The organism is Arthrobacter sp. LjRoot14 (genome assembly GCF_964253905.1).
Lineage (GTDB): Bacteria > Actinomycetota > Actinomycetes > Actinomycetales > Micrococcaceae > Arthrobacter.
This window is the reverse complement of sequence record NZ_CAXURL020000001.1, coordinates 4,110,958-4,136,784: the sequence shown is the minus strand read 5'-3', so window position 1 is coordinate 4,136,784 and position 25,827 is coordinate 4,110,958. Positions and strand designations below refer to the sequence as shown.

General features: G+C 65.9%; 26 protein-coding genes. 15 read left to right on the top strand and 11 right to left on the bottom strand.

All coding sequences use genetic code 11. The annotated features are described in order from the left end of the window. The first annotated feature begins 94 nt into the window (after positions 1-94). The 3 genes from ACSQ12_RS18805 (at position 95) to ACSQ12_RS18795 (ending at position 3,218) form a co-directional block, all read left to right on the top strand. Complete coding sequence (locus ACSQ12_RS18805; RefSeq protein ID WP_436066453.1) at positions 95-1,432, top strand: amidohydrolase family protein; 1,338 nt, start codon at positions 95-97, stop codon at positions 1,430-1,432. A gap of 86 nt (positions 1,433-1,518) precedes the next feature. Next, positions 1,519-2,505, top strand: a complete 987-nt coding sequence (locus ACSQ12_RS18800; RefSeq protein ID WP_436066452.1) for an ornithine cyclodeaminase family protein — start codon at positions 1,519-1,521, stop codon at positions 2,503-2,505. A 44-nt stretch (positions 2,506-2,549) separates the two neighbouring features. Then, complete coding sequence (locus ACSQ12_RS18795) at positions 2,550-3,218, top strand: GntR family transcriptional regulator (RefSeq protein ID WP_436066451.1); 669 nt, start codon at positions 2,550-2,552, stop codon at positions 3,216-3,218. Between the two features lie 151 nt (positions 3,219-3,369). Here ACSQ12_RS18795 and ACSQ12_RS18790 read toward each other — a convergent pair whose 3' ends face one another. From ACSQ12_RS18790 to ACSQ12_RS18760, 7 genes are all read right to left on the bottom strand, one after another. Further along, positions 3,370-4,743: a DUF3100 domain-containing protein gene (locus tag ACSQ12_RS18790; protein ID WP_209742313.1), complete on the bottom strand. Its 1,374-nt coding sequence runs from the start codon at positions 4,741-4,743 to the stop codon at positions 3,370-3,372. Then, on the bottom strand, positions 4,740-5,966 hold the full coding sequence (locus ACSQ12_RS18785; protein WP_436066450.1) for an amidohydrolase: 1,227 nt from the start codon (positions 5,964-5,966) through the stop codon (positions 4,740-4,742). Before ACSQ12_RS18785 ends, ACSQ12_RS18790 begins: the two co-directional genes overlap by 4 nt. A gap of 28 nt (positions 5,967-5,994) precedes the next feature. After that, positions 5,995-7,542, bottom strand: coding sequence for an aldehyde dehydrogenase family protein (locus ACSQ12_RS18780; RefSeq protein ID WP_436066449.1), 1,548 nt, complete (start codon positions 7,540-7,542; stop codon positions 5,995-5,997). 32 nt (positions 7,543-7,574) lie between these two features. Next, the gene (locus ACSQ12_RS18775; RefSeq protein WP_436066448.1) at positions 7,575-8,492 is read right to left on the bottom strand and encodes an NAD(P)-dependent oxidoreductase; all 918 of its coding nucleotides are present in this window, start codon (positions 8,490-8,492) and stop codon (positions 7,575-7,577) included. Between the two features lie 58 nt (positions 8,493-8,550). Next, positions 8,551-9,450, bottom strand: a complete 900-nt coding sequence (locus ACSQ12_RS18770) for a MurR/RpiR family transcriptional regulator (protein WP_436066447.1) — start codon at positions 9,448-9,450, stop codon at positions 8,551-8,553. A gap of 236 nt (positions 9,451-9,686) precedes the next feature. After that, entirely contained in the window at positions 9,687-9,932 is a 246-nt protein-coding gene (locus tag ACSQ12_RS18765; protein WP_209742318.1) for a CDGSH iron-sulfur domain-containing protein, read from the bottom strand. 20 nt (positions 9,933-9,952) lie between these two features. Then, positions 9,953-11,008 (bottom strand): iron-containing redox enzyme family protein, encoded by a 1,056-nt coding sequence (locus ACSQ12_RS18760; protein WP_436066446.1) that lies wholly within the window; start codon positions 11,006-11,008, stop codon positions 9,953-9,955. Positions 11,009-11,296: 288 nt separating this feature from the next. Here ACSQ12_RS18760 and ACSQ12_RS18755 point away from each other — a divergent pair, with 288 nt between their 5' ends. Both ACSQ12_RS18755 and ACSQ12_RS18750 read left to right on the top strand, forming a co-directional pair. Then, positions 11,297-11,965, top strand: coding sequence for a GOLPH3/VPS74 family protein (locus ACSQ12_RS18755; RefSeq protein ID WP_436066445.1), 669 nt, complete (start codon positions 11,297-11,299; stop codon positions 11,963-11,965). A 69-nt stretch (positions 11,966-12,034) separates the two neighbouring features. After that, positions 12,035-12,451 carry an alpha/beta hydrolase gene (locus tag ACSQ12_RS18750; protein WP_436066444.1) on the top strand — a complete coding sequence of 139 codons (417 nt, stop codon included), beginning with the start codon at positions 12,035-12,037 and terminating at the stop codon, positions 12,449-12,451. Positions 12,452-12,462: 11 nt separating this feature from the next. Here the strand turns inward: ACSQ12_RS18750 and ACSQ12_RS18745 are convergent, their stop codons facing one another. Together ACSQ12_RS18745 and ACSQ12_RS18740 are read right to left on the bottom strand one after the other, a co-directional pair. Continuing rightward, positions 12,463-12,903 carry a hypothetical protein gene (locus tag ACSQ12_RS18745; RefSeq protein WP_436066443.1) on the bottom strand — a complete coding sequence of 147 codons (441 nt, stop codon included), beginning with the start codon at positions 12,901-12,903 and terminating at the stop codon, positions 12,463-12,465. 382 nt (positions 12,904-13,285) lie between these two features. Continuing rightward, positions 13,286-13,852 (bottom strand): hypothetical protein, encoded by a 567-nt coding sequence (locus ACSQ12_RS18740; RefSeq protein ID WP_436066442.1) that lies wholly within the window; start codon positions 13,850-13,852, stop codon positions 13,286-13,288. Positions 13,853-14,113: 261 nt separating this feature from the next. Here ACSQ12_RS18740 and ACSQ12_RS18735 point away from each other — a divergent pair, with 261 nt between their 5' ends. Both ACSQ12_RS18735 and ACSQ12_RS18730 read left to right on the top strand, forming a co-directional pair. After that, positions 14,114-15,322, top strand: coding sequence for an aspartate transaminase (locus tag ACSQ12_RS18735; protein WP_436066441.1), 1,209 nt, complete (start codon positions 14,114-14,116; stop codon positions 15,320-15,322). Positions 15,323-15,347: 25 nt separating this feature from the next. Continuing rightward, a complete protein-coding gene (locus ACSQ12_RS18730) occupies positions 15,348-16,025 on the top strand; it encodes a 4-carboxy-4-hydroxy-2-oxoadipate aldolase/oxaloacetate decarboxylase (RefSeq protein ID WP_436066440.1) in 678 nt (225 codons plus the stop codon). Positions 16,026-16,176: 151 nt separating this feature from the next. Here ACSQ12_RS18730 and ACSQ12_RS18725 read toward each other — a convergent pair whose 3' ends face one another. Both ACSQ12_RS18725 and nac read right to left on the bottom strand, forming a co-directional pair. Further along, on the bottom strand, positions 16,177-16,407 hold the full coding sequence (locus tag ACSQ12_RS18725) for a hypothetical protein (protein ID WP_436066439.1): 231 nt from the start codon (positions 16,405-16,407) through the stop codon (positions 16,177-16,179). Between the two features lie 132 nt (positions 16,408-16,539). After that, positions 16,540-17,460 carry a nitrogen assimilation transcriptional regulator NAC gene (gene nac / locus ACSQ12_RS18720; protein ID WP_436066438.1) on the bottom strand — a complete coding sequence of 307 codons (921 nt, stop codon included), beginning with the start codon at positions 17,458-17,460 and terminating at the stop codon, positions 16,540-16,542. A 319-nt stretch (positions 17,461-17,779) separates the two neighbouring features. Between nac and ACSQ12_RS18715 the strand changes: the two genes are divergently transcribed. The 8 genes from ACSQ12_RS18715 (at position 17,780) to ACSQ12_RS18680 (ending at position 25,823) form a co-directional block, all read left to right on the top strand. Further along, positions 17,780-18,862, top strand: coding sequence for an ABC transporter substrate-binding protein (locus ACSQ12_RS18715; protein ID WP_436066437.1), 1,083 nt, complete (start codon positions 17,780-17,782; stop codon positions 18,860-18,862). Positions 18,863-18,910: 48 nt separating this feature from the next. Further along, positions 18,911-20,035, top strand: coding sequence for an ABC transporter ATP-binding protein (locus ACSQ12_RS18710; RefSeq protein WP_436066436.1), 1,125 nt, complete (start codon positions 18,911-18,913; stop codon positions 20,033-20,035). Next, complete coding sequence (locus tag ACSQ12_RS18705; protein WP_436066435.1) at positions 20,032-20,952, top strand: ABC transporter permease; 921 nt, start codon at positions 20,032-20,034, stop codon at positions 20,950-20,952. Before ACSQ12_RS18710 ends, ACSQ12_RS18705 begins: the two co-directional genes overlap by 4 nt. 2 nt (positions 20,953-20,954) lie before the next feature. Beyond that, the gene (locus tag ACSQ12_RS18700) at positions 20,955-21,770 is read left to right on the top strand and encodes an ABC transporter permease (RefSeq protein WP_052500618.1); all 816 of its coding nucleotides are present in this window, start codon (positions 20,955-20,957) and stop codon (positions 21,768-21,770) included. A gap of 135 nt (positions 21,771-21,905) precedes the next feature. Next, positions 21,906-22,694, top strand: a complete 789-nt coding sequence (locus ACSQ12_RS18695) for a LamB/YcsF family protein (RefSeq protein ID WP_436066434.1) — start codon at positions 21,906-21,908, stop codon at positions 22,692-22,694. Between the two features lies 1 nt (position 22,695). Further along, positions 22,696-23,421 carry a 5-oxoprolinase subunit B family protein gene (locus tag ACSQ12_RS18690; protein WP_043484276.1) on the top strand — a complete coding sequence of 242 codons (726 nt, stop codon included), beginning with the start codon at positions 22,696-22,698 and terminating at the stop codon, positions 23,419-23,421. Beyond that, positions 23,418-24,431, top strand: coding sequence for a biotin-dependent carboxyltransferase family protein (locus tag ACSQ12_RS18685; protein ID WP_436066433.1), 1,014 nt, complete (start codon positions 23,418-23,420; stop codon positions 24,429-24,431). The genes ACSQ12_RS18690 and ACSQ12_RS18685 overlap by 4 nt, the downstream gene beginning before the upstream one ends. 51 nt (positions 24,432-24,482) lie before the next feature. Further along, positions 24,483-25,823: an MFS transporter gene (locus tag ACSQ12_RS18680; protein WP_043484272.1), complete on the top strand. Its 1,341-nt coding sequence runs from the start codon at positions 24,483-24,485 to the stop codon at positions 25,821-25,823. The last annotated feature ends 4 nt before the right edge of the window (positions 25,824-25,827 follow it).

The window sequence follows — 25,827 nt, the reverse complement described above, 5'->3', positions numbered from 1 at the left end:
AAAGCTCGTCCGCCCTCAGTAGAACCACGACTTTGACCTGCTGACATCGGCGCCCGCAGTGTTGCGGCGCGGCCCATTCCATTGGAGAAAAACAATGTGCCTGCATGATCACACCCCTGCCGCCGTGCCTCCCGCTGCGGTTCCGCGCCGCGGCATCCTCGCCGGGGCGGCTGCCCTGGCCGGAATCTCAGTGGCAAGCCTTGCTGCCCAGCTTGGAAGTGCCCCGGCCGCTAAGGCGGAGGGCAATGCGTCCAGTCCCGGCTACCCCGGCCGGCCCGCTTCACCACAGCCCATGATCATCGAGGGCGGCACCATAGTGGATCCCAGGACAGGCGACGCCGTAGCAGACGGGATCCTTGTGCTGGAAGGCGGCAAGGTCACCGCCGTCGGCAGCCGGGAGGAAACACGGCGTGCCGTGGCCGCGCTTGCAGGACGCGCCCGCACCGTGAATGCCGCCGGGCGCTTTGTCCTCCCCGGCCTCATCGACGTGCATGTCCATGCCAACGCGCTGGCCGATGCGCGTGCCATCCTGCAGGGCGGCGCGACCAGCGTCAGGAGCGGCTCGAGCAGCTTCTACCAGGACGTCGCCCTCGCCGCCCTGCCCGCCTGGGCCGCCGGCGCCTCGCCCCGGATGAGCCCGGCAGGGCTGTTCATTTCACCCGAACTTGGGGACTCGCTCCTTGCAGACCCGGACCTTGCACCTCTCGCATCCCTGTCCGGGGGAGTCACCGAACCATCGGACCTTGCCTACCTCACGCGCATCAACCTGAAACGCGGCGCCCAGGTGATCAAGACCCGGGCCAACCCCCGGGCGGGGCTGCCGGAACAGGATCCCCGAGAACTCGTCTACACCTACGATCAGCTCTCTGCCGTGGTCAAGGCCGCAGGCAAGGCAGGGGTGCTGTGCCATGCCTACAGCGCGGAAGGGATCGACGGAGCAGTCCGGGCCGGTGTTCGGAGCATCGAGCACGGCGTCTTCGTCACCGAGGAGACCATTTCCCGGATGGCCCGCCGAGGGACTTACTTCACGCCCACCATGGATGCCATTACGGGCATGGCGGGCTCGCCCAATCCCATCCTCGCCGCCCGCGGCAAGGAATACACACCCATTATCAAAGCCGCCGTCAAAGCTGCCCATGAAGCCGGTGTGACCATCGTTGCCGGGACGGACTCTTTCGGATCCGACGTAACCCCGATTGGCACGGAAGTCCGTCTTCTTGCCGAGGCAGGGCTGTCTCCGCTGGAGGCGCTCAGGGCCGCGACGGTGAACGCCGCCGCCCTGCTCGGCTGGGGTGAAAGCGCGGGCCGTCTGGTGCGCGGTTCCTTCGCCGACGCCGTCATTGTGGACTCTGATCCTTTGACCAGCGCCTCGGCCACGGAACAAATCCGGGCTGTGGTGGCACAGGGGGTCCTTGTCCGGAACGAGCTCTGATCCAGAGCCAAGGGATAGCGGCGACGCTGTCCCCTCCCGCCTTCCCCTGCCCGAGCGCTTGACCGCACCCATTTAGAAAGCCGCCCATGACCCTGATCCTTAAGGCCTCCGAGCTCCAGGCCCTGGCCGATATGCCCGCGACGATTGCCGCCGTCGAACGCGTTTTTGCCGGCCTCAGCCGGGGCACCGCTGTCCAGCCGGCGCCGGACTCCCTCCTCCTGCCCTCGTCGGACGCGAGGTTCCTGCCGATGGCAGCACTGTCCGGCGCCGAGGAACTGGCATCCGTGAAACTGCTGGCGGACATCCCCGCGAATCGGGAGTCCAGCCTCCCCACGCAACGGTCCACGATCATGCTCGTCTCCCAGCTGACCGGCGAAACCCTGGCCATCCTGGACGGCAAAGTACCCACACGGGTCCGGACTGCCGCCGCCAGCGCCGTGGCGACGAAGCTGCTCGCCAGGCCCGGCAGCACCACCCTGGGGCTGGTCGGGGCAGGTGCCCTGGCGGTGGCCCATGTGGAAGCCATGTTGTCCGTCCTTCCGATCGAACACGTGGTGGTGTGGTCACGTTCCGCGGACACGGTCGCCGCCTTCTGCGCCGAAATATCCCATCACGGCCTGAACATCACGCGGGCTGCCAGCGTCCGGGAAGTGGTGGAGGCTGCCGATGTGCTGTGCACCCTCACGCCGGCCGTTGAGCCTCTGGTTAAAGGTGAGTGGTTCACGCCCGGGCTGCACGTCAACGCCGTCGGATCCCGTCCCCGCGCTGACCACCGGGAGATAGATTCGGCGGGTATGGTGAGGGCGAGGGTCTTCGTGGACAGCCTGGCCACGGCCAGGGCAAAATCCGGCGGGCTCATCATCCCGGTGGCCGAAGGCGTGATGGGCTTTGAGGACGTGGAAGCCGAACTTGGTGACGTGGCTGCCGGGACACGACCAGGCCGCGTCAGTGCTGAGGACGTAACCTTGTTCAATTCGGTAGGTATCGGTCTGCAGGACCTTGCCATCGGGCGGCTCCTGTACGACGCTGCGCTCAGCAAGGGGGTTGGCACCCGCGTGGCTTTGAATAACTGAGAAGCTGCGGAAGCGCGACGCTGCAGCAATAACGGGAGGCATGAATGACGGTCCAAGCGGAATCTCCCGCGTCCTCCTCGGACACGGCCCGGGCGCGGATCCGGGAACTGATCATTTCAGGCGACTTCGCGCCGGGGTCCCGGCTCAGGGAACGTGAGCTGTCCCAGACGCTGGCCGTTTCCCGGGTACCCGTCAGGGAAGCCCTCCAGCAGCTCGAAGCCGAAGGCTTCATTGACACGTCTCCCCGGCGTGGTGCCACCGTCAAGCAGATCACCCTGCGCGACGTCAACGAACTCTTTGATGTGCGGCTCAGCCTGGAAGTCCTGGCCGCACGCCTCGCCGCCCAGGCCGCGGCAAGGGGGCAGTCCTCGTTGCGGCTGCAGCACATGATGGACCAGGCGGAAGAAGCAACCCTGCGCCACGACCACGAGCAGATACCGCTCAGCAATACGGCACTACACGCAGAGATTGTGGCGATGGGGGGCAACTCGCTGCTGGAGTACTCCATGAAGCCGCTGCTGGGCCGGATGCAGTGGCTGTTCACCTTGACCGGACACCGTGACCCGCAGGTGCAGTGCGCTGAGCACCTGAGCCTGTGCAAGGCCATCTACGACGGCAAGGCGGAACTGGCAGCGGCGTTGGCCTTCGCGCATGTGGAGCTGGGCCGCGAGCCGTCGCTCCAAGGACTGGCCGGGCGCCTGCCCGAGAGCTGACCGGACAAGCGGGCCGGACACAACGGACGACGGCGGGAGGTCCCGCCGTCGTCCGCTCACTTATGCCGAAAAGCCCGGGACGGGGAGTTTTTGTCCAGATAACGAGAGTTGGAGGCCTCGTAAGCCGCTGTATCTGGACAAAAACTCCGTATCAGTGCCAGAGCCCCAGAGCGAACTCTGCAATCACGGTGGAGAGCAGGAAGGAGGCCGTGATGGCCACCAGGCCCACAGGGATGATCTTCCAGCCGATGTTCTTCAGCAACGGGATGTCCTTGCCGAGGGACAGGCCCGCCAGCGTCAGCATGACCGTGGCGATGGACAGGAAGTCCACCGTCTTGACGGCGGCGTTGAGCGCCTCTGCCCCGAAGAACCAGGGGCTGGAGATGTACGCGCCGATGGTGGTGATGAAGACGATCGCCGAGATCTTCCGGGTGACCTTCGCCAGGGCAATGCTGACCAGCACCAGGGCGAGCATGATGGCGTACCCGGCCACGATGGTCAGGCTGAACCCCTTGGCCGCTACCGAAGCCGTGGCAATACCGAGGACCGTCAGGACTGACAGGGACAGCCACAGCGGGAGCTTGATGGCGGCCGAGGATTCGGCGACGCGCTCGCGGAACAGGCGGTTTTCCTCGGCCTGTGCTGCCTCGCGGTCGATGTCGGCGGCGCTGCGCTCGGCGGGGGCGCCTGCCGTGACGGCAGCGGCTTCGCGGGCTGTCTGCTTCCGGGTGAGCGCCTTGTAAAAGCGGTCGGCCAGCGGCAGGGCAATGTAGATGCCGACGTAGACGCCCAGGACGGTGGTGATCAGGTTGGACACCGCTGCCATGCCCAGGATGGCTTCCTGGTCAGCCGGGTAGGCGGCGACGATGCTGGCCGCGGAGGCCGCCATCATGGACCCGGAACCCACACCGGCGCCCATCGCCAGGGCCAGCGGATCGAAGATCTTCCAGTTGGCCACCAGCGAGGTGAGGAGGGTGATGAACACGGCCCCGAACAGGGTGCCGAAAACGTACATGGCCAGCACGCCGCGGTACTGGTCCGAATCCGGCCCGTACTTTTCCGAGACCATGGCGAACGACGGTTCGCGGTCCAGGGAGAAGGTGGCACCCACGGTTGCCTTGCCCATCCGGAGCAGCACAGCCAGTGGGAGTGCCAGCACGATGGTTCCCAGCAGGTGGCCTACTTCCTGGAGGAGCAGCGCCGGCCCGGCCTTGATGAGGCTGGGAAGGCTGGGTCCGATGTTGAAGGCCAGCCGGGCCACCAGCAGCAGCACGGCGACGCCCACCAGGGCGGCCGCAACGCGCTGGAGGTCAAGGCCCAGCGGCTTGAATTTCTGGATGGAGACGAGCAGGCCCACAATGAGGCCCCACACCATGGGGAAGATGATGATGGCGCCGATTCCGACGTCGATCTTGGCCTGGCCGATGAACTGGACCGCGACGGCGATCACCAGGGCCAGGGCGGCAATGGGGATGGTCAGCTTGGTGCCGGCCTTATCTATCCGCGCTGTTTTGGTGGTGCTCATGATGTGCCTTCCTGGGTGAAAGTACGACGGCGGTATGCCGCTTTGATGAAGCGTTCTCTTTGGGCGGGGGTTGAGGCTGCAGCGGCGACGGTCCAGGCCAGCGCGGTGGCTGCCTCGAACATCACCCCGTACGCTTCGGGGGAGTCGGCAAGCGCGGCGAACGCATGCGAGTGGATGGGGACGTCGGCACCCGGGATGCTCAGCCACGGATGCAGCGACGGGATGACCTGGGAGATGTTGCCCATGTCGGTGGAGCCGCCGCTGAGGCCCAACGAACGGGAGATGTCCTTGCCGAACACCTCCATCGCATCGGCCCAGTGCGCAGCCAGGGCATCGTCCTGGAGGAGGGGCTCGTAGAGGGGTTCTGCCTCCTCGATGACCAGCGTTGTTCCGGTGGCCAGCGCCGCACCCTCGAAACAGCGGCGGACGCGCTGGTGCAGCGCATCGTATTCCGGCAGCGTGAAGGCCCGGCATTCAAACTGGACCACCGCGCGTTCCGGAATGATGTTGGTGACGTGTCCGGCCTCCTCAACGAAGCAGGCGATGCGGTGGTCAGCTGGGATCTGCTGGCGGAGCAGTCCGATGGCCACCTGGCTCAGCACGGCCGCGTCCGCGGCGTTCACGCCCAGGTGCGGCGCCGCTGCCGCGTGTGCGGCCTTGCCCGTGAAGGTCGCCTTGTACCGGCCCACGGCCTGCGCGCTGGTGCCGGCGGGGTTGTAGGTCAGCCCGTCCTGGACGGGATGGACCATCAAAGCGAGACCGACGCCGTCGAACGCTCCCCGCTCCAGCATGAGCGCCTTGCCGCCGCCATGCTCCTCGGCCGGGGTTCCGATGGCCTTCAGCGTGATGCCCAGCTCATCCACGTACGGTTGCAGGGCCAGCGCGGCGGCCACTGATGCGCCTGCGATCAGGTTGTGCCCGCAGGCGTGCCCGATGTCCGGGAGCGCATCGTATTCCACGCACAGCGCTACGGTCAGTTCGCCGCTGCCCGCGCTCGCGGTGAACGCTGTGGGGAGCCCGCCGGTGCCGCGTTCCACCTCGAAGCCGCCTTCGGCCAGCAGTGCCGCTGCCGCCTCGGCGGAACGGACCTCCTCGAAGGAGATCTCCTTGAGGTCGTGGATTTCCCGTGCCATGGCCTGGACGAGGGGTTTCCAGTTTTCGACGCCGTCCGCAAGGGCGGTGCGGAGCGTCGCCAACGCGGGGCTGATGTCTGTCAGTTCCATGAGTATCTGCCTGTTCTCGTAGGACGCTTTAGTAGGACAGGGACGGGAAGGGGGAGCCTGCCGCCCGCGTGGGCACCCAGACCGCCTTCGTCTGGGTGTACTCGTCCAGGACGCCCGGGCCGGACGAGCGGCCGTGGCCGGAATCGCCGAAGCCGCCGAACGGAACGGCCACGTGGATGGTCTTGTAGGAGTTGATCCAGAAGGTGCCGGCCTTCACCTCCCGGGCAATGTGGTGCGCGCGGGAAATGTCGGACGTCCACACCGCCCCGGCCAGGCCGAAGTTGGTGTTGTTGGCCCGGGCAATGGCCTCTGCTTCGGTGTCGAACGCGTCCGCGCCCACCACCGGGCCGAACACCTCCGTGGTTTCCAGGCGGTTCGCGGGCGTGACGCCGTCGAGCAGGGTGGGCATGACCCAGTGCCCGCCGGACAGCGCGGACCCCGCGAGGGCGTCCGGAAGCGCCGCCCCGGTGACCCGGCGGCCGCCGTCGTGCATTCCCGCCTCGATGAGGGTGTTGACCGTGGCGAACTGCCGGGCTGTGATGATCGGACCCACCTCGGTGTCCGCGCTGAGCGGATCGCCCACCCGCAGCCGCGCCGCACGGTCGGCCACCAGCTCAATGAACTGCGCGTGCACGCTCCGCTCCACCAGGAGCCGAGACCCGGCCACGCATGACTGCCCCGCGCCGGAGAAGATCGCCGAGATGGCGCCGTCGGCGGCGCGGTCCAGGTCGGCGTCGGCGAACACAATGTTCGCGCTTTTGCCGCCGAGCTCCAGCAGGGCGGGAATCCCGGCCTGCGCAGCCGCAACAGCCACGCGCCGACCGGTGGGGACGGAACCGATGAAGCTGATCTTGCCCACGCGCCGGTCCGTGGTGAGGGCCGCGCCCACGGTCTGGCCCAGCCCTGCCGCCACGTTGAAAACGCCTGCCGGCAGCCCCGCTTCGTGCGCCAGCTGGGCGAGCCGGACCGAGGATGCCGGAGTGAATTCGCTGGGCTTGATGATCACGGCATTGCCGGCGGCCAGCGGGGCAGCGGAGTTCCAGCCCGCCGTGAACAGCGGAGCGTTCCAAGGCGTGATGGCGACGACGACGCCCCATGGGACGCGTTCGGTGTAGGTGTGCCACGGGCCGGGAACCGGGATGGTGAGGCCCGTCAGTTTGTCCGCCCAGCCCGCGTAGTAGCCGAACATCTCGGCCACCTTGGCGGCTTCGACGCGGGCGTCGCGGATGGGTTTGCCGGTGGTGGCGGACTCGAGGATGGCAAGTTCCTCGCTGTGTGCTTCCGCGACGCGGCTGACGTTGCGCAGGATGGCTGCCCGTTCGAAGCCGTTCATCTTGCCCCAGGCTGCCGCGCCCGCCGTCGAGCTTTCCAGGATGGCGTTGGCGCCCTCGGTGCCGGGGTCCGCGTACGTGGCAAAAGCTTCGCCGGTGGCCGCCGCCGTGAGCGTGATGCCCTCGCCGCTGCCGGCGACAACGCGGCCGTCAAAGAAGGCGCCGAGGCCGGCCGGAAAGGCTGCGTCCAGGACGGTCCGGGCGGTGGCCGCCGAGGAGGAGGTAGGTGCTGTGGTGATGCTCAAGGTGTTGGTCCTTTGGGGGTGGGATCCGGGGATCAGGAGACGGGTGTGGTGCCGTTTGTGGTGGACGGCGCGCCGGCTGGCGTGATGGCGGGGGCGACGGTCCTGGCGATTTCGGTGAAGTCGGCGCGCGGGCCGAGGGCGGCCAGAGCGTCCTGCCACTGGCCGGCCACGGCTGCAAGGAGGGCCGGGCTTTCGCCGATCTGGGCGGCGACCTCCACGGCGAGGGCGGCATCGCGGGCCATCAAGCCGAGCGAGAAGCCGGAATCGTGGGTGCCGCTGAGCACCCAGTTGGGGTACATGTTGGCCGAGACTTTGCTGCCGCCGGAGGCTTCGCTGATGCTGGCCGCCGCCCTGGCGGGATCGATGCCGTAGGCCTTGGCCACTCCGAGCGCCTCACCCACGGAGACCAGGTTGGCCGCTGCCAGGACGTTGTTGAGGAGCTTGACCACGTTGCCGCTGCCGGGGCCGCCGATGTGGCTGTACTTGCCGCCGGTGAGGGCGAGCAGGACGGGTTCGGCAGCCTTTAGGGCGGCGTCCGTTGCGCCGACGAAGGCGCTCAGCGAGCCCGTTGCCGCACCGTCGCGGCCACCCGAGACCGGAGCGTCCACGAAGGCCGCGCCCTGTGCGTCGGCAAGGTCTGCCATCTTCTTGCTGGTGGCGGGTTCGGAGGTGGTGGTGTCAATGATCGCCACGGTCCCCGGTACGGCCAGGAGCCGGGGAACCGTGGTTTCCACGATGCTGGCTGCGGGCAGTGAGAGGACGGCGTAGGGGGTTCCGGCAACGTCCTCAAGGCTGGCGGTGGTGGCGATTCCTCCTTGGGCCGCGGCGGTCCGGGCGGCCTCGGAGGGGTCGAAGCCGGTGACGTCCCAGCCGGCTTTGTGCAGCGTGGCAGCCATGGCTCCGCCCATGGCTCCAAGGCCAATGACGGCTATGCGGGTGCTGGTGTTCATGAACTACTCCTGGAGTATGCGCGGGGCGCGTGGCGTGTGCAGGGAGGTGCAGGGAGGGTCAGTCGAGATAGATGTCCAGGTCTTTCCAGAGCTGCTGGGTGCGGCGGATGGCGGCACGGCTGCGTTCGGGATGCGCCGCCTCCATGCCCGCGAGCAGGCCGTAGACCACTGAGTTTGCCGCGGTGACGGACTGGAAGAAGGAGATGCCTTCCGAGGCCACCACGAGGAGGTGGTCGGCGGCAGCGGCCAGGCGGCCGCGGCGCATGTCGCTGATGGCGATGACCGTGGCGCCTGCCTGCTTGGCGGCTTCGGCGGTGACGATGATCTGCCGGATGGAACGCCACATGTTGATGACCACCAGGACGTCCCCTTCACCAAGGGTGTTGGTGCTGGAGGCCAGGTGGACGCCGGCGCGGTTCTCCAACGTGATGGGGTAGCCCATGGTGGAACCCAGGTGGGCCATCACGCTGGCGGGGCCGGCGAAAGAGCCAAGCCCGACGACAGTGATGGACTTGGCGGCGGCCATGGCCGCAATGGCGGCCTCGGCGTCGTCTCCTGTATTGGAGTCCAGCGTCAGGCGGAGGTTCTCGATGTCGTGGTTGAGCGCGTCGTGGAGGGGGCTGCGGTGTTCGCCATGCTCAGTCAGGGTGTCCTCGGTGGAGATCATAACGAGGTACCGCGAGCGGAGTTCCCGCTGGAGATCGGGCCAGCCGCGGTAGCCCAGGTGCTGGGCGGTGCGGACTACCGTGGAGTTGTTGACGTCGGCCCGCTGGGCGATCTCGGCGATGTCCGCATAGGAGGAGAGCTGCGGATTGCGGGCGATGACATCCACCACCCGGGTCTGCGCCTTGGAGAGCGCAACGTCCGGAAGGGCGTCGCCGAGCCACGCCCGGGAGACGTTCCCGGTGCCGCTCGCGCCTGCTCCGCTGGCTTCAAGATCGACCGCGTTGGTGTTCAAGTCCGGACCTCTTCTGTAACGCGCATCACTCTGCAAGGCTGATTGCATCAAATGTACTATGCAATTTCGTTTGCGAACAGGTTTTTTGGTTTCCGGCTTGTAAATCCTCGTTGTGGTGGCCTTTTGGCTGCTGCGGCGCAAACAGCAACGGACGACGGCGGGAAGTCCCGCCGTCGTCCGTTAACGTTTTGGAGCCAGCTTCTGGAGTCGGCGCCGATGTCCGCGCTGAAGCCTTGCTAGGGCCCGGTATCTGCCGGCGCTGGGTCTGCCGGCGCGGCAGGGTCGGTGCGGAACTTGATCAGCTTGTGTGTCCCGTCGCAGTAGGGTTTGATCGCTGACGCCCCGCACCGGCAGAGCGCCACCGTGCGGCGCTGCCTTGGCACGGGCTCTCCGGAAGGCGTGACAATTTCGAAGTCACCACGGACCAGCAGGGGCCCGTCCGGGCAGACGACGATCGAACTTTCAGCGGGCTCCTGGTTCATGTGCCCTTCCTGGTGCGTGGTCATGCGGCCGCGGGGAGGCCGGTGCGGAGCGAGGTCCGCCCGTTCTCCCAGGCCTCGAGGATGCGAATGGTGAGCCTGGCGTCCACGGCAATCGCCGCCGTCGCCCCGAACAGCACGTCGGGGAGCAGGTCCGGTTCTTCCTCCACCAGACCTCCCGCGAGATCCCGGCCTGCGATCTGCTCGTGGACGGCGTCCGCCTCCACGTGCTCATCGAAGTAGGCCGTCGCTGCCGCGTCGAAATCATGGCGGCGGAAACCGTTGCCGTAGAGCTGGTTGGGCCGGGAGGACGTCATTTCGTAGATCGCCAGATGCCCGGAAATGGCGCCGCGGAGGCGGCGGTTCAATCCGAAGAGGGACATCATGTTTACCGAAGCGAGGGCGATCGCAGGCACTGCATCGACGTAGGCGCCGTACCGGTCATCGAGATCGAGGGCGCGCATGGTCCTGGCGAAGAGGGTGCTGTGCATCCGGTCCGCGCGGCCGCCGCCGTATTCGTCGGCCTGGATCTCCACCAGGGCGGCTTTGGCGCGGCCGGAGAGGCGGGGAATGGCCCACGTGTGCGGGTCGGCTTCCTTGAGCTGATAGAGGGATTTGTGGATGAGGAATTCCCGGAGCTGGTCGAGGCTGGCCTTCTTCGCGACGTGTTTCGAAAGGCTGGGCCCGGTGTCCGCAGCCGCGAGGGTAAACAGGGCGGTGGCCACGGCGTCGCTGACGGGACTTCCGGTAGCGACCGGGGGAGCCTCGGGGGCCTCGTTCCGCGCTGCCGTCCGCAAGGCCTTCTCGAACGGCTGCTCCAGCAGCCGCCGGGCGGCGATCAGGCCCGGAATCCATTCCCAGCCGTCATCCACGCCGTCCAGCCCGCCATAGTGCAGCTCGTAGAGACAGAACAGCGCCAACTGGAGGTCCTCGTCCTCGATGACGTCCCCGGTCTCGGCCAGCTGTGCGGAGACGAGTACCTGCAGGCCGGTAAGTGCTGCTGCGTCCGCGTCGGGCTGGCCGGCGAGGAGTGCGAGCAGGGCGGCGCTGACCGGCCCCCGTGGTTCGGGGATGTTCATGGTTCTCCTAGGGATTCTCGTTCCAGGCGGGCGCTGCTGCGGACGGGCTCAGGGCCGGTTCCGGTTGCGGGGGTTGACGGCAGGGTTCTGTTTCGCCCGCCGGGCGCGCATGACGCGGCTGATGATGGTGGGGAGGAAGGCAATGAGGAGTTTCTTCATGGCGGTGGTTCCCTTCGTAGCGATGGATACTAAGCATACTTGCTATTGCCCTCGCGCGGTCCGGTGTCGGGACGCGGGGCCTTTACGGGACTCATTGTGGTAGCCGCCTAACTGCGCCACCATGATCGTATGGATGCACAAACACCTCAGGCGGAGGAACCGAAGGCCACGGAGCTGAGCCTTCCCCAGGCCTTCCTCCTCCTGGCTACGAACGACACTGACGGCGCCCCCGAAGTGCCGGCCTACATACTCCGGACCACAGTGGCAGGGGCAATATTGGCCGAGCTGGAACTGCTCGGTGCCATCGGGCTGCAGGGGAAGTACGTGAGGGCTACCGGCACCGTGCCGCAAACGGACTTCCAGCACCAGTTGGAGCTCATTCGTCACAAGTCGCGGCCTCACACTCCCAAGCGGTGGGTCTCCATGCTGGAGGGCCGGGCAGAGGTGCAGCGTGCCTATGAGGCTATGGCGTCGAAAGGCATTGTGGACCGGGTCGGCGAAAAGCACCTGGGCCTGTTCAAGTCCGTGCGTTATCCGGAGAAGGACCACGGTCCGGAGGCCGCGCTCTTGAAGAAGATCCATGACGCACTCGGACTCAAGCCGTCAGCGGCGGCGCCAGCCGACGCCAGGACCACAGCCCTCATCGCCCTGCTTGAGGCGGCCGGACTGCTCGACAAAATGTTCTTGGAGGCTGATCGGGACCTGCCCCGAAAGCTGGCGAAGGACTACTGGCCTGCCCGTGCAGTGGCGGACGAACTGCGAATGATCAGGATGGCGGAAGCAGAGGCTATGACCTAGGGCGGAGCTGGCGGGCATACCGCGATCGCGCTGGCACTCGCGCGTCCCGCGGCTGTCCGGCGCCTCATTGTGGCCTCCACCTTTGCGAGCCGCGACGCGGTGCCGGACGAGTTCTGGGACGGCATGGCGAACGCCACGCTCGACGACATGCCCGACACCTACAAGGACGCCGACCGCCTGCTCAACCCCGAGCCCGGCCACCTAGAACGGCTCTTCGAGCTGGACCACCGGCGCATCACGGACTTCCCCGGTTGGTCCGACGACGAACTGGGCACCATCACCGCGCCCACGCTGGTGGTGTGCGGCGACCGGGACATCGTCACCGCCGCGTACGCCGACCGGATGGCTGGTGCCATCCCCGGCGCCCGCCTGCTGGTGGTCCCCGGCGGCCATGGCGACTACCTCGGCGAGCAGGCCGCCAGCGGCGGGGACCTGCGGACATTGCACGCCACCGTCCCGTTCCTGCTGCGGTTCCTCGACGGGTAGCGCTTAACGACTCAGTCCTGTTCGTCGCCGCTTGGATTGGCGAGCGTTATTTCGGTGTTGATAATGACCACGGAGCACTGGAATTGCGCGCTGCAGGTTCGAAGGTAGACCGAAGCCGCGGCGGCACCTTCGTTGAACGCCATCAAATTTGGAATGACCCGTATGGTGACTGTTTGGGCCTGCTTGGTGCAGCTGAGCTGATCACTTCCGCCGCCGCCGGCGAGCCGTCCGTCGCTGACTCTCTGAGTAACTTGAACCACGGGTATTGCGATGATCAAGGCGGGGTCGGTATCGCACACGAAGGTGACGGGAACATCCACGGCGGCGCCGTCGGCGACGAGGATTCCCGGGCCCGCGCTCACGAGCGTGGCGGGGGCTGCTTGTGCCGGGGTGGCTATGGTCATGAGGGTTGCTGCAAGAGCGGCGGCGAGGCAGCTTCTGGTGCCTGACATCAGGTTCTCCCTTGAATGGAAGCGTGGCGTCCTGCGTTCCGCCTGGTCCAGTGCGGTGACCGGGCGCCTTGTATGTACGGGGCGTGGCCCCTGACGACAGCGCCGTTCCGGGGCCGCCTGATGCGGCTTAAAGTCCGGTTTGCCGTACATTACTCACGACCTGCCTGCGTGACAATAGCCTCCCCAAAGCAGACGACAACACAAGCGGACGACGGCGGGAGGTTCGTAGTATTAAACCGGTGCGGGCCGGAAACGGCGGAGAACAACCTGAATTAGTGCGCTGGCCGTGTTGGGCGCATGGCTCCCGGGAGTCATACCAGTGGTTCAGGTGGCCCGCACTCAGTGCAAGACGAACGACGGCGGGAAGTCCCGCCGTCGTGGTCTAAGCAGGAATGAGACCCGGATCGGGCGCAAGCCCCCAGGTCATCTTCCGGATCGCCTCGCTCGGGAGCCCGCTCAGTGCCGCAAGCTCGTAATCGTCCATGGTTCCCAGCCTGCGCGCCGCGGCCAGGAGCTTCAACCGCCGCCCCTCCAGGGCTGCCTTCGACTCCTCCAGCTCGGCCAGCTCGGACTTCAACCCGCTAATCAGGGCAAGCTGCTGCTCAGCCGTCAGCCCGGACGGTGCCAGGTCGTCAGAGGACAATCCGATGGTCCGCACTGCCCAGCGGGAAAGGCCGGCGGCCTTTGCAAGGCCTGTCATCTTCAGGCCGTCACACAGTGCCTGGGCGACGTGCTGGTTCAGGCGGACCGAAAGCGCCCGCATGCTGGAGGCATTGAAGGAAATCCGTTGCCGGTCCTCTTTGAGGAGCTGCCGGAGCTGTTCCGTCTGGACGGCTGCCGCTTCAGGCTTCCGCCGTCCCCGGTAACGGTAGTAACCGCCGTCGACCGGGTTCGGAACAGCTGGGCGCAGGACAGGGCTGTGCAATACAGGGCTGGGCAGAACGGCCAAATGCACTCCTCGGTTGGGGGACACGTCAGTTGGCGCCGGCGGAAAGAACCGCCAATCGGGCCAGCGTACATAAAACGCTAGACACAGCGGTCCGCCCGCGGAAATACCAATACTGCGTGGAGCCATAACCGAAAAATGTGGGCACAGGCCATAAGAGACGCTTATCCGTCCACGCACTTTAGGTCTTATCCAGACGCGCCAGGATTCCCTAGGGTCGAAGGAAGCGAGTACCGCTCCCTCCTGAATCCGTAGGAAGAGACCATGCCTAAATTTGAACCTGCATCACGGGTGTCCCGCATCAAGTCCTCCGCCAGCGTGGCCGCCGCTGCCCGTGTGCGTGAGCTGAAGGCAGAAGGGCGCCGGATCCTGGACCTGACGGTCGGCGAGCCTGACTTCGACACCCCGGAGCACATCAAGGCGGCCGCCATTGAGGCGATCACCCGCGGGGAGACCAAATACACCTCCGTCACCGGAACCCCCGCCCTGCAGAAGGCGATCCTCCAGACCCTGGAGTTGCGCACCGGAATCCACTACACCCCGGCCGAGATCACCATTGGCGGCGGCGCCAAGCAGGTGATCTTCACAGCCTTCATGGCCAGCCTGGACGCCGGCGACGAAGTAGTGGTGCCCGCGCCGTACTGGGTCTCGTACCCGGACATGGTGCTCGCGAACGAGGGCACGCCCGTGGTGGTTGCCTGCAGCGAGGAGACAGGATTCAAGCTCACCCCCGAGGCGCTGGCCGGAGCCCTCACCGAGCGGACCAAATGGGTCATCCTGAACACACCGTCGAACCCCACCGGCGCCGTCTATTCCGCGGCGGAACTGCGCGCGCTCGCGGACGTCCTGGCCGGCTTCCCGCACGTGAACATCCTGACGGACGAGATCTATGACCAGATCTACTTCGGCACCGGCAAGCTCTCCAGCCTGGTGGAGGTGGCCCCGGAACTGAAGGACCGAATCCTGGCGGTCAACGGTGTGTCCAAGGCCTACGCCATGACCGGCTGGCGCCTGGGCTACGCGGCGGGACCCGCCCCGCTCATCGCCGCGATCAACAAACTCCAGTCGCAGATCTCCTCCTGCCCGTCCTCCGTCAGCCAGGCCGCCGCTGCCGCCGCGCTCACGGGCAACCAGCGCTTCGTGCAGGAAAGCCGCGAAACCTACCGCGGCCGGCGCGATGTGGCAGTCGCCGCGCTGAACGCCGTCGACGGACTGTCATGCACGACGCCGGAAGGCGCCTTTTACGCGTACGTCAACTGTGCGGGGGTCATCGGCAAGACGACCGCCGAGGGGCAAAGCATCGCCAACGACGAGGACTTCACCCTTTACCTCCTCGAAGCGGCCTCCGTTGCCGTGATCCAGGGATCGGCCTACGGACTGGGCCCCTACTTCCGTGTCTCCTACGCCACCAGCCTCGACGTCATCGAAGAGTCCATCGCGGCCATCGACAAGGCCGTCCGGGCCCTCAACTGATCCACACCCACCGAAGGAAAACGCCGTGATCCACGTAAGAACCACCATCGAACGACCCGAAGCCGACGCCGTTAGCCGCCTCGCCAAGTTCTCATCCGCCACCATCCACGAGGCACAGGGACGCAAAGGCGCCCTCAGCTCCAGGATCAAGCCCATCGACCGAAGCATGTCCTTCTGCGGCCCCGCCGTCACTGTGCGCTGCGCACCCAGGGACAACCTCATGCTGCAGGTGGCCATCCACTATGCCGAGGCCGGAGACGTCATCCTTGCCGCGGCAGGGGAGTACGAGGAAGCCGGGACATTCGGCGACGTCCTCGGCAATGCCATGAAGGCCAAGGGCCTCGCCGGCCTGGTGACCGACTCGGGCGTCCGAGACACCCAGGACCTCATCGAACTAGGACTGCCCGTCTTCTCCGGCAGCGTCTCCATCAAAGGCACCGTCAAGGAAACCATCGGTCCCATCAACCACCCGGTGGTCTTCGGCGACGAAATCATCTACCCCGGCGACGTGCTCCGCGGCGACGCGGACGGCGTGGTGGTGGTGCGGAAGGATGAGATCGAGGAAGTTATCCGCCTCTCGCAGGAACGCGACGACGCCGAGCGCGAACTCATCGGCCTCTACCAGGCCGGCGGAACCACCATCGAGCTGTGCAACCTCACCGAGGTGCTCAAAGCCAAGGGCCTGCTCGTCGAAGAGGCCTAGCCGCTCGCACAAGCCGCGGCAGCACCGCCGTCGTACGGGAAACCCCGTGCGGCGGCGTCCGCATATGCAGAGGCGCCGGCCGCGGCAAGCGGAATGGGGAGGGATCGACGTCCGTTGCAGGACATCGAACCCTCCCATTTGCAATAGTTTCCTACCGGGCCGGAAGGAAATGGGTGGGCGGGCCAAACACGGCATCCTCCAGATACCAGACAGTGGACCCTCCGCTGCTGGCCGGCATGATGCTGCCTTCGAAAACAAAGACAGGGGCAACCGAGCGGTCCTCAGGGCGCCAAAAACCGTTTGCGGGGCAGTGGAAGCCCGTTTTGGCCATCAGCCCGGGGTTTGTCTCGGAATTCCTGCGTCTGGCGCTGATTTTTTTCACGGCTCGCTCCCAATTAATTCTCCATAAATGCAACCGCCGCAATTAATCGGCCTACGTACAATTTTAGGATCAGGAGCTCACGGATACTAAGACGAATGATGAGTGCCCTAATAAGCGGATGCTATGGCAGGGCTATCTCGCATATTTATTGCTAAGCATTTCCTGGAGCATTTCCTTCAGCACCAGTAGAACCGCCGACGCCGCCTCGGAAAGCGGATCATGGTCGGGGGTGCACAGCGCGATCTTGCACTGCAGCGCCGGATCCACAATCCGCAGGACGTGGAAGTCCTCCTCGTGGAAGAGTGCGTCAGCCGCTGACTTGGGCATGATCGTGGCCCCCAGGTCGGCCCGCAGCAGGCGCGCCAGGGACGGCACGGACTCCACTTCACCCACCAGCTTGAGGGTGAGCCCCTTGTTGGTGAAACCGGCCTCCACGGCCTGTCGAAGCGTGTGGATCTTCTCGGGCAGGAACAGTCCGTGGCGGGCCACGTCCTCCAGTGAAATTTCGCCATTCCCGGGTTCAACCGGGAATCTGCCCGCGTTGACCACAAAGTGCAGGTCTTCGACGATCATGGTGGTGAACTGGACGCCGCGGATAGGGCCCGGCTCGTAAATGAGGGCCATGTCCAAGCGGCCATTCTTGATTGCTTCACTCAAGACGCCGCCATAGATTTCCGTGACATGCAGGACAATATCCGGGTACCGGCGGCCCACTTCGCTAATGATCTTGGGCGTCAGGCTGGACGCCATGCTGTAGGGCGCGATCGCGATGGATACGCGCCCGGACGGTGCGGCGCCCGACGCGGCTACGTCCTGGCGTGCCTGCTCCACCAGCCGCAGGATCGACTGGGCATGCCGGTACAGGGTGTGCCCCGCGGCCGTGGGCTTAACTCCCTGCTTGCTGCGGATCAGGAGCCGCTGCTTGAGATCCGTTTCCAGTGCCGATACCTGCTGGCTTAGGGCAGGCTGTGCCACATGCAGCGCCGCCGCCGCCTTGGTGATGCTTCCCGAATCCACAATCTGGACGAAGTACGCAAGCTTCCGCGTGTCCATGGCCGTCTTCTCTCTTCGCGGCGTCCTGAACCCGGGAAAGGTCATAACCGGATGCTATGGAGGGATACGCAACAGGTCTTTGTGTGATCCACATCTCTGACACTAGGTTGAACCCAGAACGCTATTTCATTCATCGAACATTCTACCCCTCCGGTGGATATGCAAATTAACGATGACCCCAGACGCATTTTGCATGCTAACGGGTTTTACCGGAATAGACGTTTTCTTTTACATTTCCGAAATGTGCACTCCTTAGCGTCGGAACATCAGGATCCGCCGCCAACAGCCCGGATTCTTCTTTATGAGAAAGAGATGACAAATGCGAGCAACCATCAAAGGCAAGATCACAGCAGTCGCCGCGCTGTCCGCTGCGGCGCTGGTACTCTCCGGCTGCGGGGGCGGCGCCGGAGCAGCCAGCAACGACAGCGCCACGTCAGGCGAAGTGAACCTGATTGCCTACTCGGGCGTATGGCAGGACCAGTACACCGCCGCAGTCATCGAACCGTTCAAGGCCAAGTACCCGGACATCAAGATCAACTACGCCTCCAAGCGGTCCTCGGCTGAGATGCTCAGCGCCCTGCAGGGCCAGAAGACCAACCCGGCAACCGACGTTGCCATCATGGACAACTCCGTTTCCACCACCGGCAACAAGCAGGGCCTCTTCGAGAAGGTGGACGCCGCCGGCGTCCCGAACCTCGCGAACGTCCCGGAAAAGTTCCGCGACAAGGACGGGTACGGACCGGTGGCCATGCTCGACGCCGTGGGCCTGGTCTACGACACTGCCACCTTCCCCCAGGCTCCCGACAGCTGGGACGTGCTGTGGGACCCCGCGTACGCCGGAAAGATCAACGTCAACGCCCCGCCGTCTTTGCTGGGCCTGTCCCTGACGGCCATCACCGCCAAAATGGCGGGGGAGGACTACACCAAGGGCATCGATGCCGCAGTGACCCGCCTCAAGGAGATGGCCCCGGGCGTGCAGACCTTCGCACCCAACCCGGACGAATACCAGAACGTCATCACGGGCCAGACCGTCCTGGGCCTCGGCCAGAATGCCCGCGGCCAGTTCTACAGCGACCAGAGCAACAAGAAGATGGGCGTCACCTTCCCCAAGGAAGGCACCGTTTACCAGATCAACACCATCAACGTGGTCAAGGATGCACCGCACTCCGCCGCAGCCAAGACTTTCGTGGACTACGCCCTGTCTGCCGAGGCGCAGACCGCGTTCGCCAAAGCACTCTTCTACGCCCCTTCCGTCAGCAATGCAGAACTGCCGGCAGACGTGAAAGCCCGCGTGGTCCCCACCGACGGGTCACTGAACATCGTCCCGCTGGATGTGGAATTCCTGTCCTCCGCCCGGGACAAGTGGACCGACATCTGGAAGCGCCAGATCATCACCAAGTAACCGCGAGCCGGTGCCCCTCCCCAACTTCACTTCAGGAGAACTGAAACCGTGACTGAACCAAAACTGTCGATCGTAGATCTGACCAAAAGATATGCAGCAGGTCTTGAACCCGCCGTCGACCGCCTGAACATGGAAGTTGAGGAGGGGCACCTGGTGGCGCTCCTCGGCCCGTCCGGCTGCGGCAAGACCACCACCCTGCGGATGGTGGCCGGCCTCATGGACCCGACGGCCGGCTCCATTGTGGTGGACGGCAAGGAAATCACCCACACGCCGGTCAACAAGCGCGGGATGGGCATGGTGTTCCAGTCCTACGCCCTCTTCCCGCACATGAACGTGGAGCAAAACGTGGCCTTCGGCCTGGAAATGCGCCAGACGCCGAAATCCGAGCAAAAAGCCCGTGTTGCGGCGGCGCTGGACATGGTCCAGCTCGGCCACCTCGGAAAGCGGCAGACCAAGGAACTCTCCGGGGGCCAGCAGCAGCGCATCGCCCTGGCCCGGGCCCTCGTTGTGGAGCCCACGCTTCTCCTTCTCGACGAACCACTGTCCAACCTGGACGCCAAGCTCCGCGAAACCATGCGCACCGAGATCAGGTCCATCCAGCAGCGCACCAGGGCCACCACACTCTTCGTCACACATGACCAGGACGAGGCCCTGGACATGGCCGACCGGATCGCCGTGATGAACGGCGGCCTGATCGAACAGTTCGGTTCGCCCACCGACGTCTACGAACGCCCCCGCACGCACTTCGTGGCCAACTTCATCGGCCAGGCCAACTTCCTCACCGCCCGGGTGGGCGCCGAAACCGGAGGGGCCAGCCTTGCCGGCGAAAGCTACTACAAGGTGGACGTCGAAGGCCTGGGCCAGTTCGGCGCCGTCGGCGCAGCGGGCCTGTCAGGCAGCACCCATGAAATGGTGATCCGCCCGCACCGGCTCACCGTGGCCCTGCGCCCCGGAGCGGACCAGGCACCCGTCGCGGGAACCATCGAACGGGTGAGCTACACCGGCGACGCCCTGGCCGTGGCCGTCCGCGTGGGCGACCAGCAGCTGCAGGCCCAGCTGCTGACCTCCAGCGGCGACCTGCCCCGCACCGGGGACGCCGCGTACCTGTCATGGGCGCCCGAGGACGCGTATCTCCTGCCCGCGACTGCATCCGCGGAAAGGCTGGCGGCATGACGCTCCTGCAAACGCCAATTGCCGCGGAAAAGCGGACAGACCGGGACGAGGGCCTGCTCGAAAAAGCCACCGAACGGCGCAACCGGCGCACCTACCTCGCCCTGCTCCTGCCCGGGCTCCTGGGCCTGCTGGTCAGCTTCGTGTTCCCGCTGGCCTACATGATCCGGATGTCCTTCAACAAGGGCGCCCCGGACGGCGTCATCGTGGAGACGTTCACGCTGGACACCTACATCCAGCCGCTGACCGACCCGTACTACTGGCGCGTCACCCTGGACACCTTCCAGATGGGCGTGACCGTGGGCATCCTCTGCGTCCTGGTGTCCTACCCGGTGGCCCTCTTCCTGGCCCGCAGCACCAGCAAGTACCGCGGCCTGCTCATCGCCATCGCCATCGCCCCGCTGCTGACCTCGGCCGTGGTGCGCACCTACGGGTGGATGGTGATCCTCGGAACCAACGGACTCATCAACTCCTCCCTCGAGGGCCTGGGCCTGATCGACACGCCCCTGAAGCTCACCAACAACATGACCGGTGTGACCATCGGGCTGGTGGAGATCTTCATGCCCTACGCGATCCTGGCCATGATCTCGGGCTCCGGCCGCCTCAGCCCCCAGCTCGAGGAAGCCGCCGGCTCCCTGGGCGCCAGCAAGTTCAAGGTCTTCACCCGGGTCACACTCCCGCTGAGCCTGCCCGGCCTCCTGACAGCGTTCCTGCTGGTCTTTGTGCTTGCCATCAGCACCTTCATCACCCCGCGGCTCCTGGGCGGAGGCAGCGTGCAGGTCCTGGCCACCGAAATCTACGACCAGACCACCGGCCTGCTCAACTGGCCCTTCGCCGCCGCCCTGTCCGTCATCCTGCTGGTGCTTTTCGGCCTGATCATTGCCGTCTACCAGCGCCTCACCAAAAAGATCGGAGGCTGACCGTGAGCGACGTCCGGATATTCAAGCCGCGCTTCAACCCCGCCAAGCCGGCCTTCGGGCTGCTGGTGTTCCTGCTGTACCTGTTCCTTCTGGCACCCCTGCTGATAGTCTGCGTCGTTTCCTTCGCCTCCAACCAGTACCTGTCCTTCCCGCCGGAAGGGCTGACCCTGAAGTGGTACGAGATGCTCCCGCAGGAGAGTACGTTCATGGAAGGCATGAAGGTCAGCCTCATCGTGGCCGTCATCGTCACCCTCATTGTCCTGGCACTCGGTGTGCCGGCCGCGCTGGCGCTGGACCGGTTCGATTTCAAGGCCAAGGCAGCCGTGCAGTCGTTCTTCCTTTCGCCGCTGCTGATTCCCAGCATCGTGCTGGCCCTGGGCATGGTGCTGCTGTTCGGCCCGCTGGGGCTCACCAACACCTATGCCGGCATCATCATCGGCCACGTGGCCATCACCATCCCGTTCGTCATCCGCACCACCCTGATGAGCCTGGCCACCACTGACACGTCCTGTGAAGCGGCCGCACGCGTCCTCGGTGCGGACTCGTGGACGGTCTTCCGCCGGGTGACGCTGCCCATCATCCAGCCGGGCGTGATCGCCGGTGGCGTCATTGCGTTCATCGTCTCCTTCGATGAAGCCGTCATCTCGCTCTTCGTGGCCGAATCCGGCCTGCCCACCCTGCCCGTGCAGGTGCTCAGGTACGTGGAAAACTCGGCAGACGCCGCCGTGGCGGCCCTGTCAGTCATCCTCATCCTGATATCCCTCGCGGTTGTAGTGGTGGTGGAACGCGTCATGGGGCTGCGCAAAGCCCTCCGCTGAGCGCTCCCGTCATAACCGCCAGCTATCCCGTGACACCGATTACGTCTTTGTGTGATCAAACTCGCGGTGTCAGACTTTTTTGCAGAAGCCGGTCAAAACGGCACACCGAACCACACCCACCCAGGAAGGCACTCAATGGGACCCATCGTTGATCTCGTCGCAGATCTCGGAGAAGGCTTCGGCGCCTACTCAATGGGCGACGACGCGGCCCTGCTCGAAGTGGTTTCCAGCGCCAACATCGCCTGCGGCTTCCATGCCGGAGACCCGGACATCATGCACGCGACCGTGGCCGAATGCGTCCGCCGCGGCGTCAGCATCGGGGCGCACCCGAGCTTCCCCGACCTCCGCGGCTTCGGCCGCCGCGCCATGGACCTGACCGCGGATGAGGTCCGCAACGACGTCGTCTACCAGTTCGGCGCACTGAGCGCCTTCGCCGCCTATCACGGCGCCGGCGTCGCCCACCTTGCACCGCACGGGCGCCTCGGGAACCTCGTGGCCACCCGCGCCGACTACGCCGAGGCAGTGGCCGACGCCGCCGCCCGCATCAACCCGGACCTCATCGTCCTGGCCCAGGACGGCGAGCTGGCTGCCGCGGCGGCCGCGCGGCGGCTCCCGGTGGCCATCGTGGGCATCGCAGACCGCGCCTACGAGGCGGGCGGCACACTGGTGCCGCGCAGCCGCCCCGGCGCGGTCATCCATGATCCTTCAGCCATCGTGGACCGCACCGTCCGGATGGTCTGCGAAGGGCTTATTTCCACCGTCGCAGGCACCGACCTGCCCATCGTTGCCGACACGGTCCTGTTGCACGGAGACACTCCCGGCGCGGTGCAGCTGGCCCGGCAGGTACGCGCCGAACTCGAAAGCGCCGGAGTGACAATTGCCCCGCTGGCACAGGTCCTCGGCGCCAAAGTGAAGGCCGCCTGACATGGCAGCCACCCCAACCCCAACTCCGGTGGAGGTTTACGAATCAGGGGACGCCGCACTGCGCGTCGTCGCTTCGTCCCCGGACACGGAAGCCAACTGGACCACCGTGCATGCCCTCGCCGAATGGCTTGAGGAAGCCGGAGCCGACGGCGTCCACGGCGCTGTGCCGACGTACGACTCACTGCTCGTGGAATTCGACCCCGGGGTCACCTCGGCACGCCAGGTCCGAGCCTTTGTGCTGATGGGCCTGCGCCAGCTCGATTTTGTTGGTGCGCCGTCCCGGGCTCCCCGCACGTTCGAGGTCCCCGTGGTCTACGGCGGGGAGTACGGTCCGGACCTGGAGCGGGTTGCCGCCCATGAGCAGCTGTCGATCCAGGAGGTCATTGCCCTCCATACGGCCAAGTCTTACGTGATCCGCTGCCTCGGTGCCCCGGCCGGCTCGCCCATGATGGACGGGCCCGATTTCCCGCTCCCGGTCCCGCGGCTCAAGGACCCCCGCCTGTCCGTCCCGGCAGGTGCCGTTTCCGTCGCGGGCCGGCAGGCAGTCATCGCCCCTGCGGCGGCACCCGGCGGATGGTGCGTCATCGGCCAGACACCCCTGGCCGTTCTCGACGCCGCCAGCGAACCGCTCGTCCCCTACGTTCCCGGCGACGTGGTCAGGTTCCATCAGATCCAGCCCGAAGAGTTCGCCAGCTTCGCCGGCCTGAAACTGGAGGCGGCACGATGAACGGCTCGTTGATCATCCAGCAGCCCGGCAACTCGGTGGTCACCGACCTGGGGCGCTTCCGGGGACCCCGGTTCGGGCTGCCCGTGAACGGCGCCCTGGACCAGTTCTCCGCCCGCGCAGCGAACATCCTCGCCGCCAACGCCGACAACGCGCCGCTGCTGGAGGTCACCGCCCTGGACTTCCGGATGCGCGCCACCACGGACGTCCTCATCGCCGTCACCGGAGCACCCCTGCACCTCACGGTGGGCGGGCGCGAATGCCCGCAGTGGGAACCGGTGTCCGTCCGGGCCGGTGAAACGGTGGCGCTGCGCCGGATCACCGGCGGCCTGCGGGCCTACGTTGCCGTTCACGGCTCGGTGGAGGCGCCCGTCCTTCTCGGCAGCTGCGCCCCGGACACCGTCGTCGGATTCGGCCTGCGGCTGTCCGAAGGCACCGAACTGAAGACCTCACGAAGCGTCGGACCGATCCGGCAGCCGTACTTCGACCTGCCGCTGTTCCGGCTGGGACTGACCCGGCCCGAATTCAGCAGCCGGGTGGTTGTGGAAGTCACGGACGGTCCGGACGTGGACGAGTTCGGGGACACCGCCGACCTTCTCTACAACACCGAATACACCGTCAGCGGCCGGAGCAACCACATCGGCCTGCGCCTCGGCGGCGCGCTTCCCGAACGCCAGTCCACAGCGGAAGTGCTGTCCCGCGGCGTTCCGGTGGGGGCTATCGAAGTGCCGTCCCGGGAGGAACTCCTGGTGCTGCACCGCGGACGCGGAGTCACCGCCGGCTATCCCGTGCTCGCGGTGGTTACCAGCCGCTCACTGGACGTCCTTGCCCAGGCCAGGCCCGGGCACACCATTACTTTCCGAAAGACCACCGTCCCGGAAGCAACGGCCCAGCATCGGGCCGCGCTGCGGGAACTGGAAACCCTCCGTTCCACTGTCAGCACCGTCTTCTCCCTCCTGGGCATCGGCAGGCAGCCCGGCTGGCCGGAACTCGTACCGGCAGCAGGCAGCTGAGAAACACCGATGGCCCCGTCTTTTCGCACAAGATTTAAGTTAGGAACGAACATGTCAACATCAATGCGCGAGACCGCCCCGCGGCAGGACCGGCTCAGTGCCGGGCAAACCCGGAAAGTCATTACCGCCGGGTGCGTGGGGATTTTTGTCGAACTCTATGACAACGGCATCTTCGCTTTCATGGCCGGCACCCTTGCCCTCGTCTTCCTGGCACCCGGCAACCCGGACAACGCCCTGTTGTTCGTCTTTGCGGGATACGCCGTGTCATTCTTCGTGCGGCCGCTCGGCGCCGTGGTCTGCGGATACTTGGGCGACCGGATAGGGCGGCAGAAGCTCCTGGTCTTCGTCATCCTGCTGATCAGTGTGGCGACGGCGGGCATCGGCCTGCTGCCCGCCTACGCGGCCATCGGCGTCGCGGCCCCCGTGCTCCTGGTGTTGCTCCGCATGCTGCAGGGCTTCTCCGTTGGCGGCGAAGCCGCCGGCGCCATGACCTTCCTCGCCGAGCACGCACCCGAAGGCAAGCGCGGCGTGATCACGTCCTACGCCCAGATCGCCTCCTTCGCCGCCCTGCTCACCGGCACGCTCGTCGCGTTCTCCATGTCTCCCTGGCTCACCCAGGCAGCGATCGACGGCGGCGGCTTCGGCGCGTTCGCCTGGCGCATCCCGTTCCTGGTGGCCATACCCATGGGCATCATCGGCTGGTACATCCGCAAGGCGATCAGCGACACCCCCAACTTTGAAAAGCTCAAGGAAGAAGGCGGGCTGTCCGAGAACCCGCTGAAGGAAGCGTTTGCGTCGGCCGAACACCGCCGGGCAATGCTGCTGGCCCTCTTCATCCCGCTCATGAACGGCTCCGGCTACTACGTCCTGTTCTCGTACATGCCCACATTCCTCAAGGGCAAGCAGCTCAACTTCACCATCGGCGAAGCCCTCCTGGTCACTGCCTGCAGCCTGGTGGTCATCTGCATCGCCATCCCCTTCATGGGCGCCCTCTCGGACCGCATCGGCCGCAAGAAAGTCATCGCCGGCTCCGCAATCGCCATGGCCGTCCTCGGCATTCCCTCCTACGCCCTCATCGCCACCGGCCAGATGGCACTGGCCATCCTCGGCGCCTGCATCATGGCCGTCGTCTTCGCCGGCCACACCGCAGTGATCCACATCCTGATCGTGGAACTCTTCCCCACCCGGGTCCGATACTCGGCCTACGGACTGGGCTACAACATCTCGTCTGCACTCTTCGGCGGTACGGCACCGCTGCTGATGACCTGGCTGATCTCATCCACCGGCAACATCTACATGCCAGCGTTCTACGCAGTCATCACCGCACTGGGCACCCTTGCCGCCGTCAGCACGGTCAAGGACCGGGCGCACCTGCCGCTCCGCGACGCCTAACCAC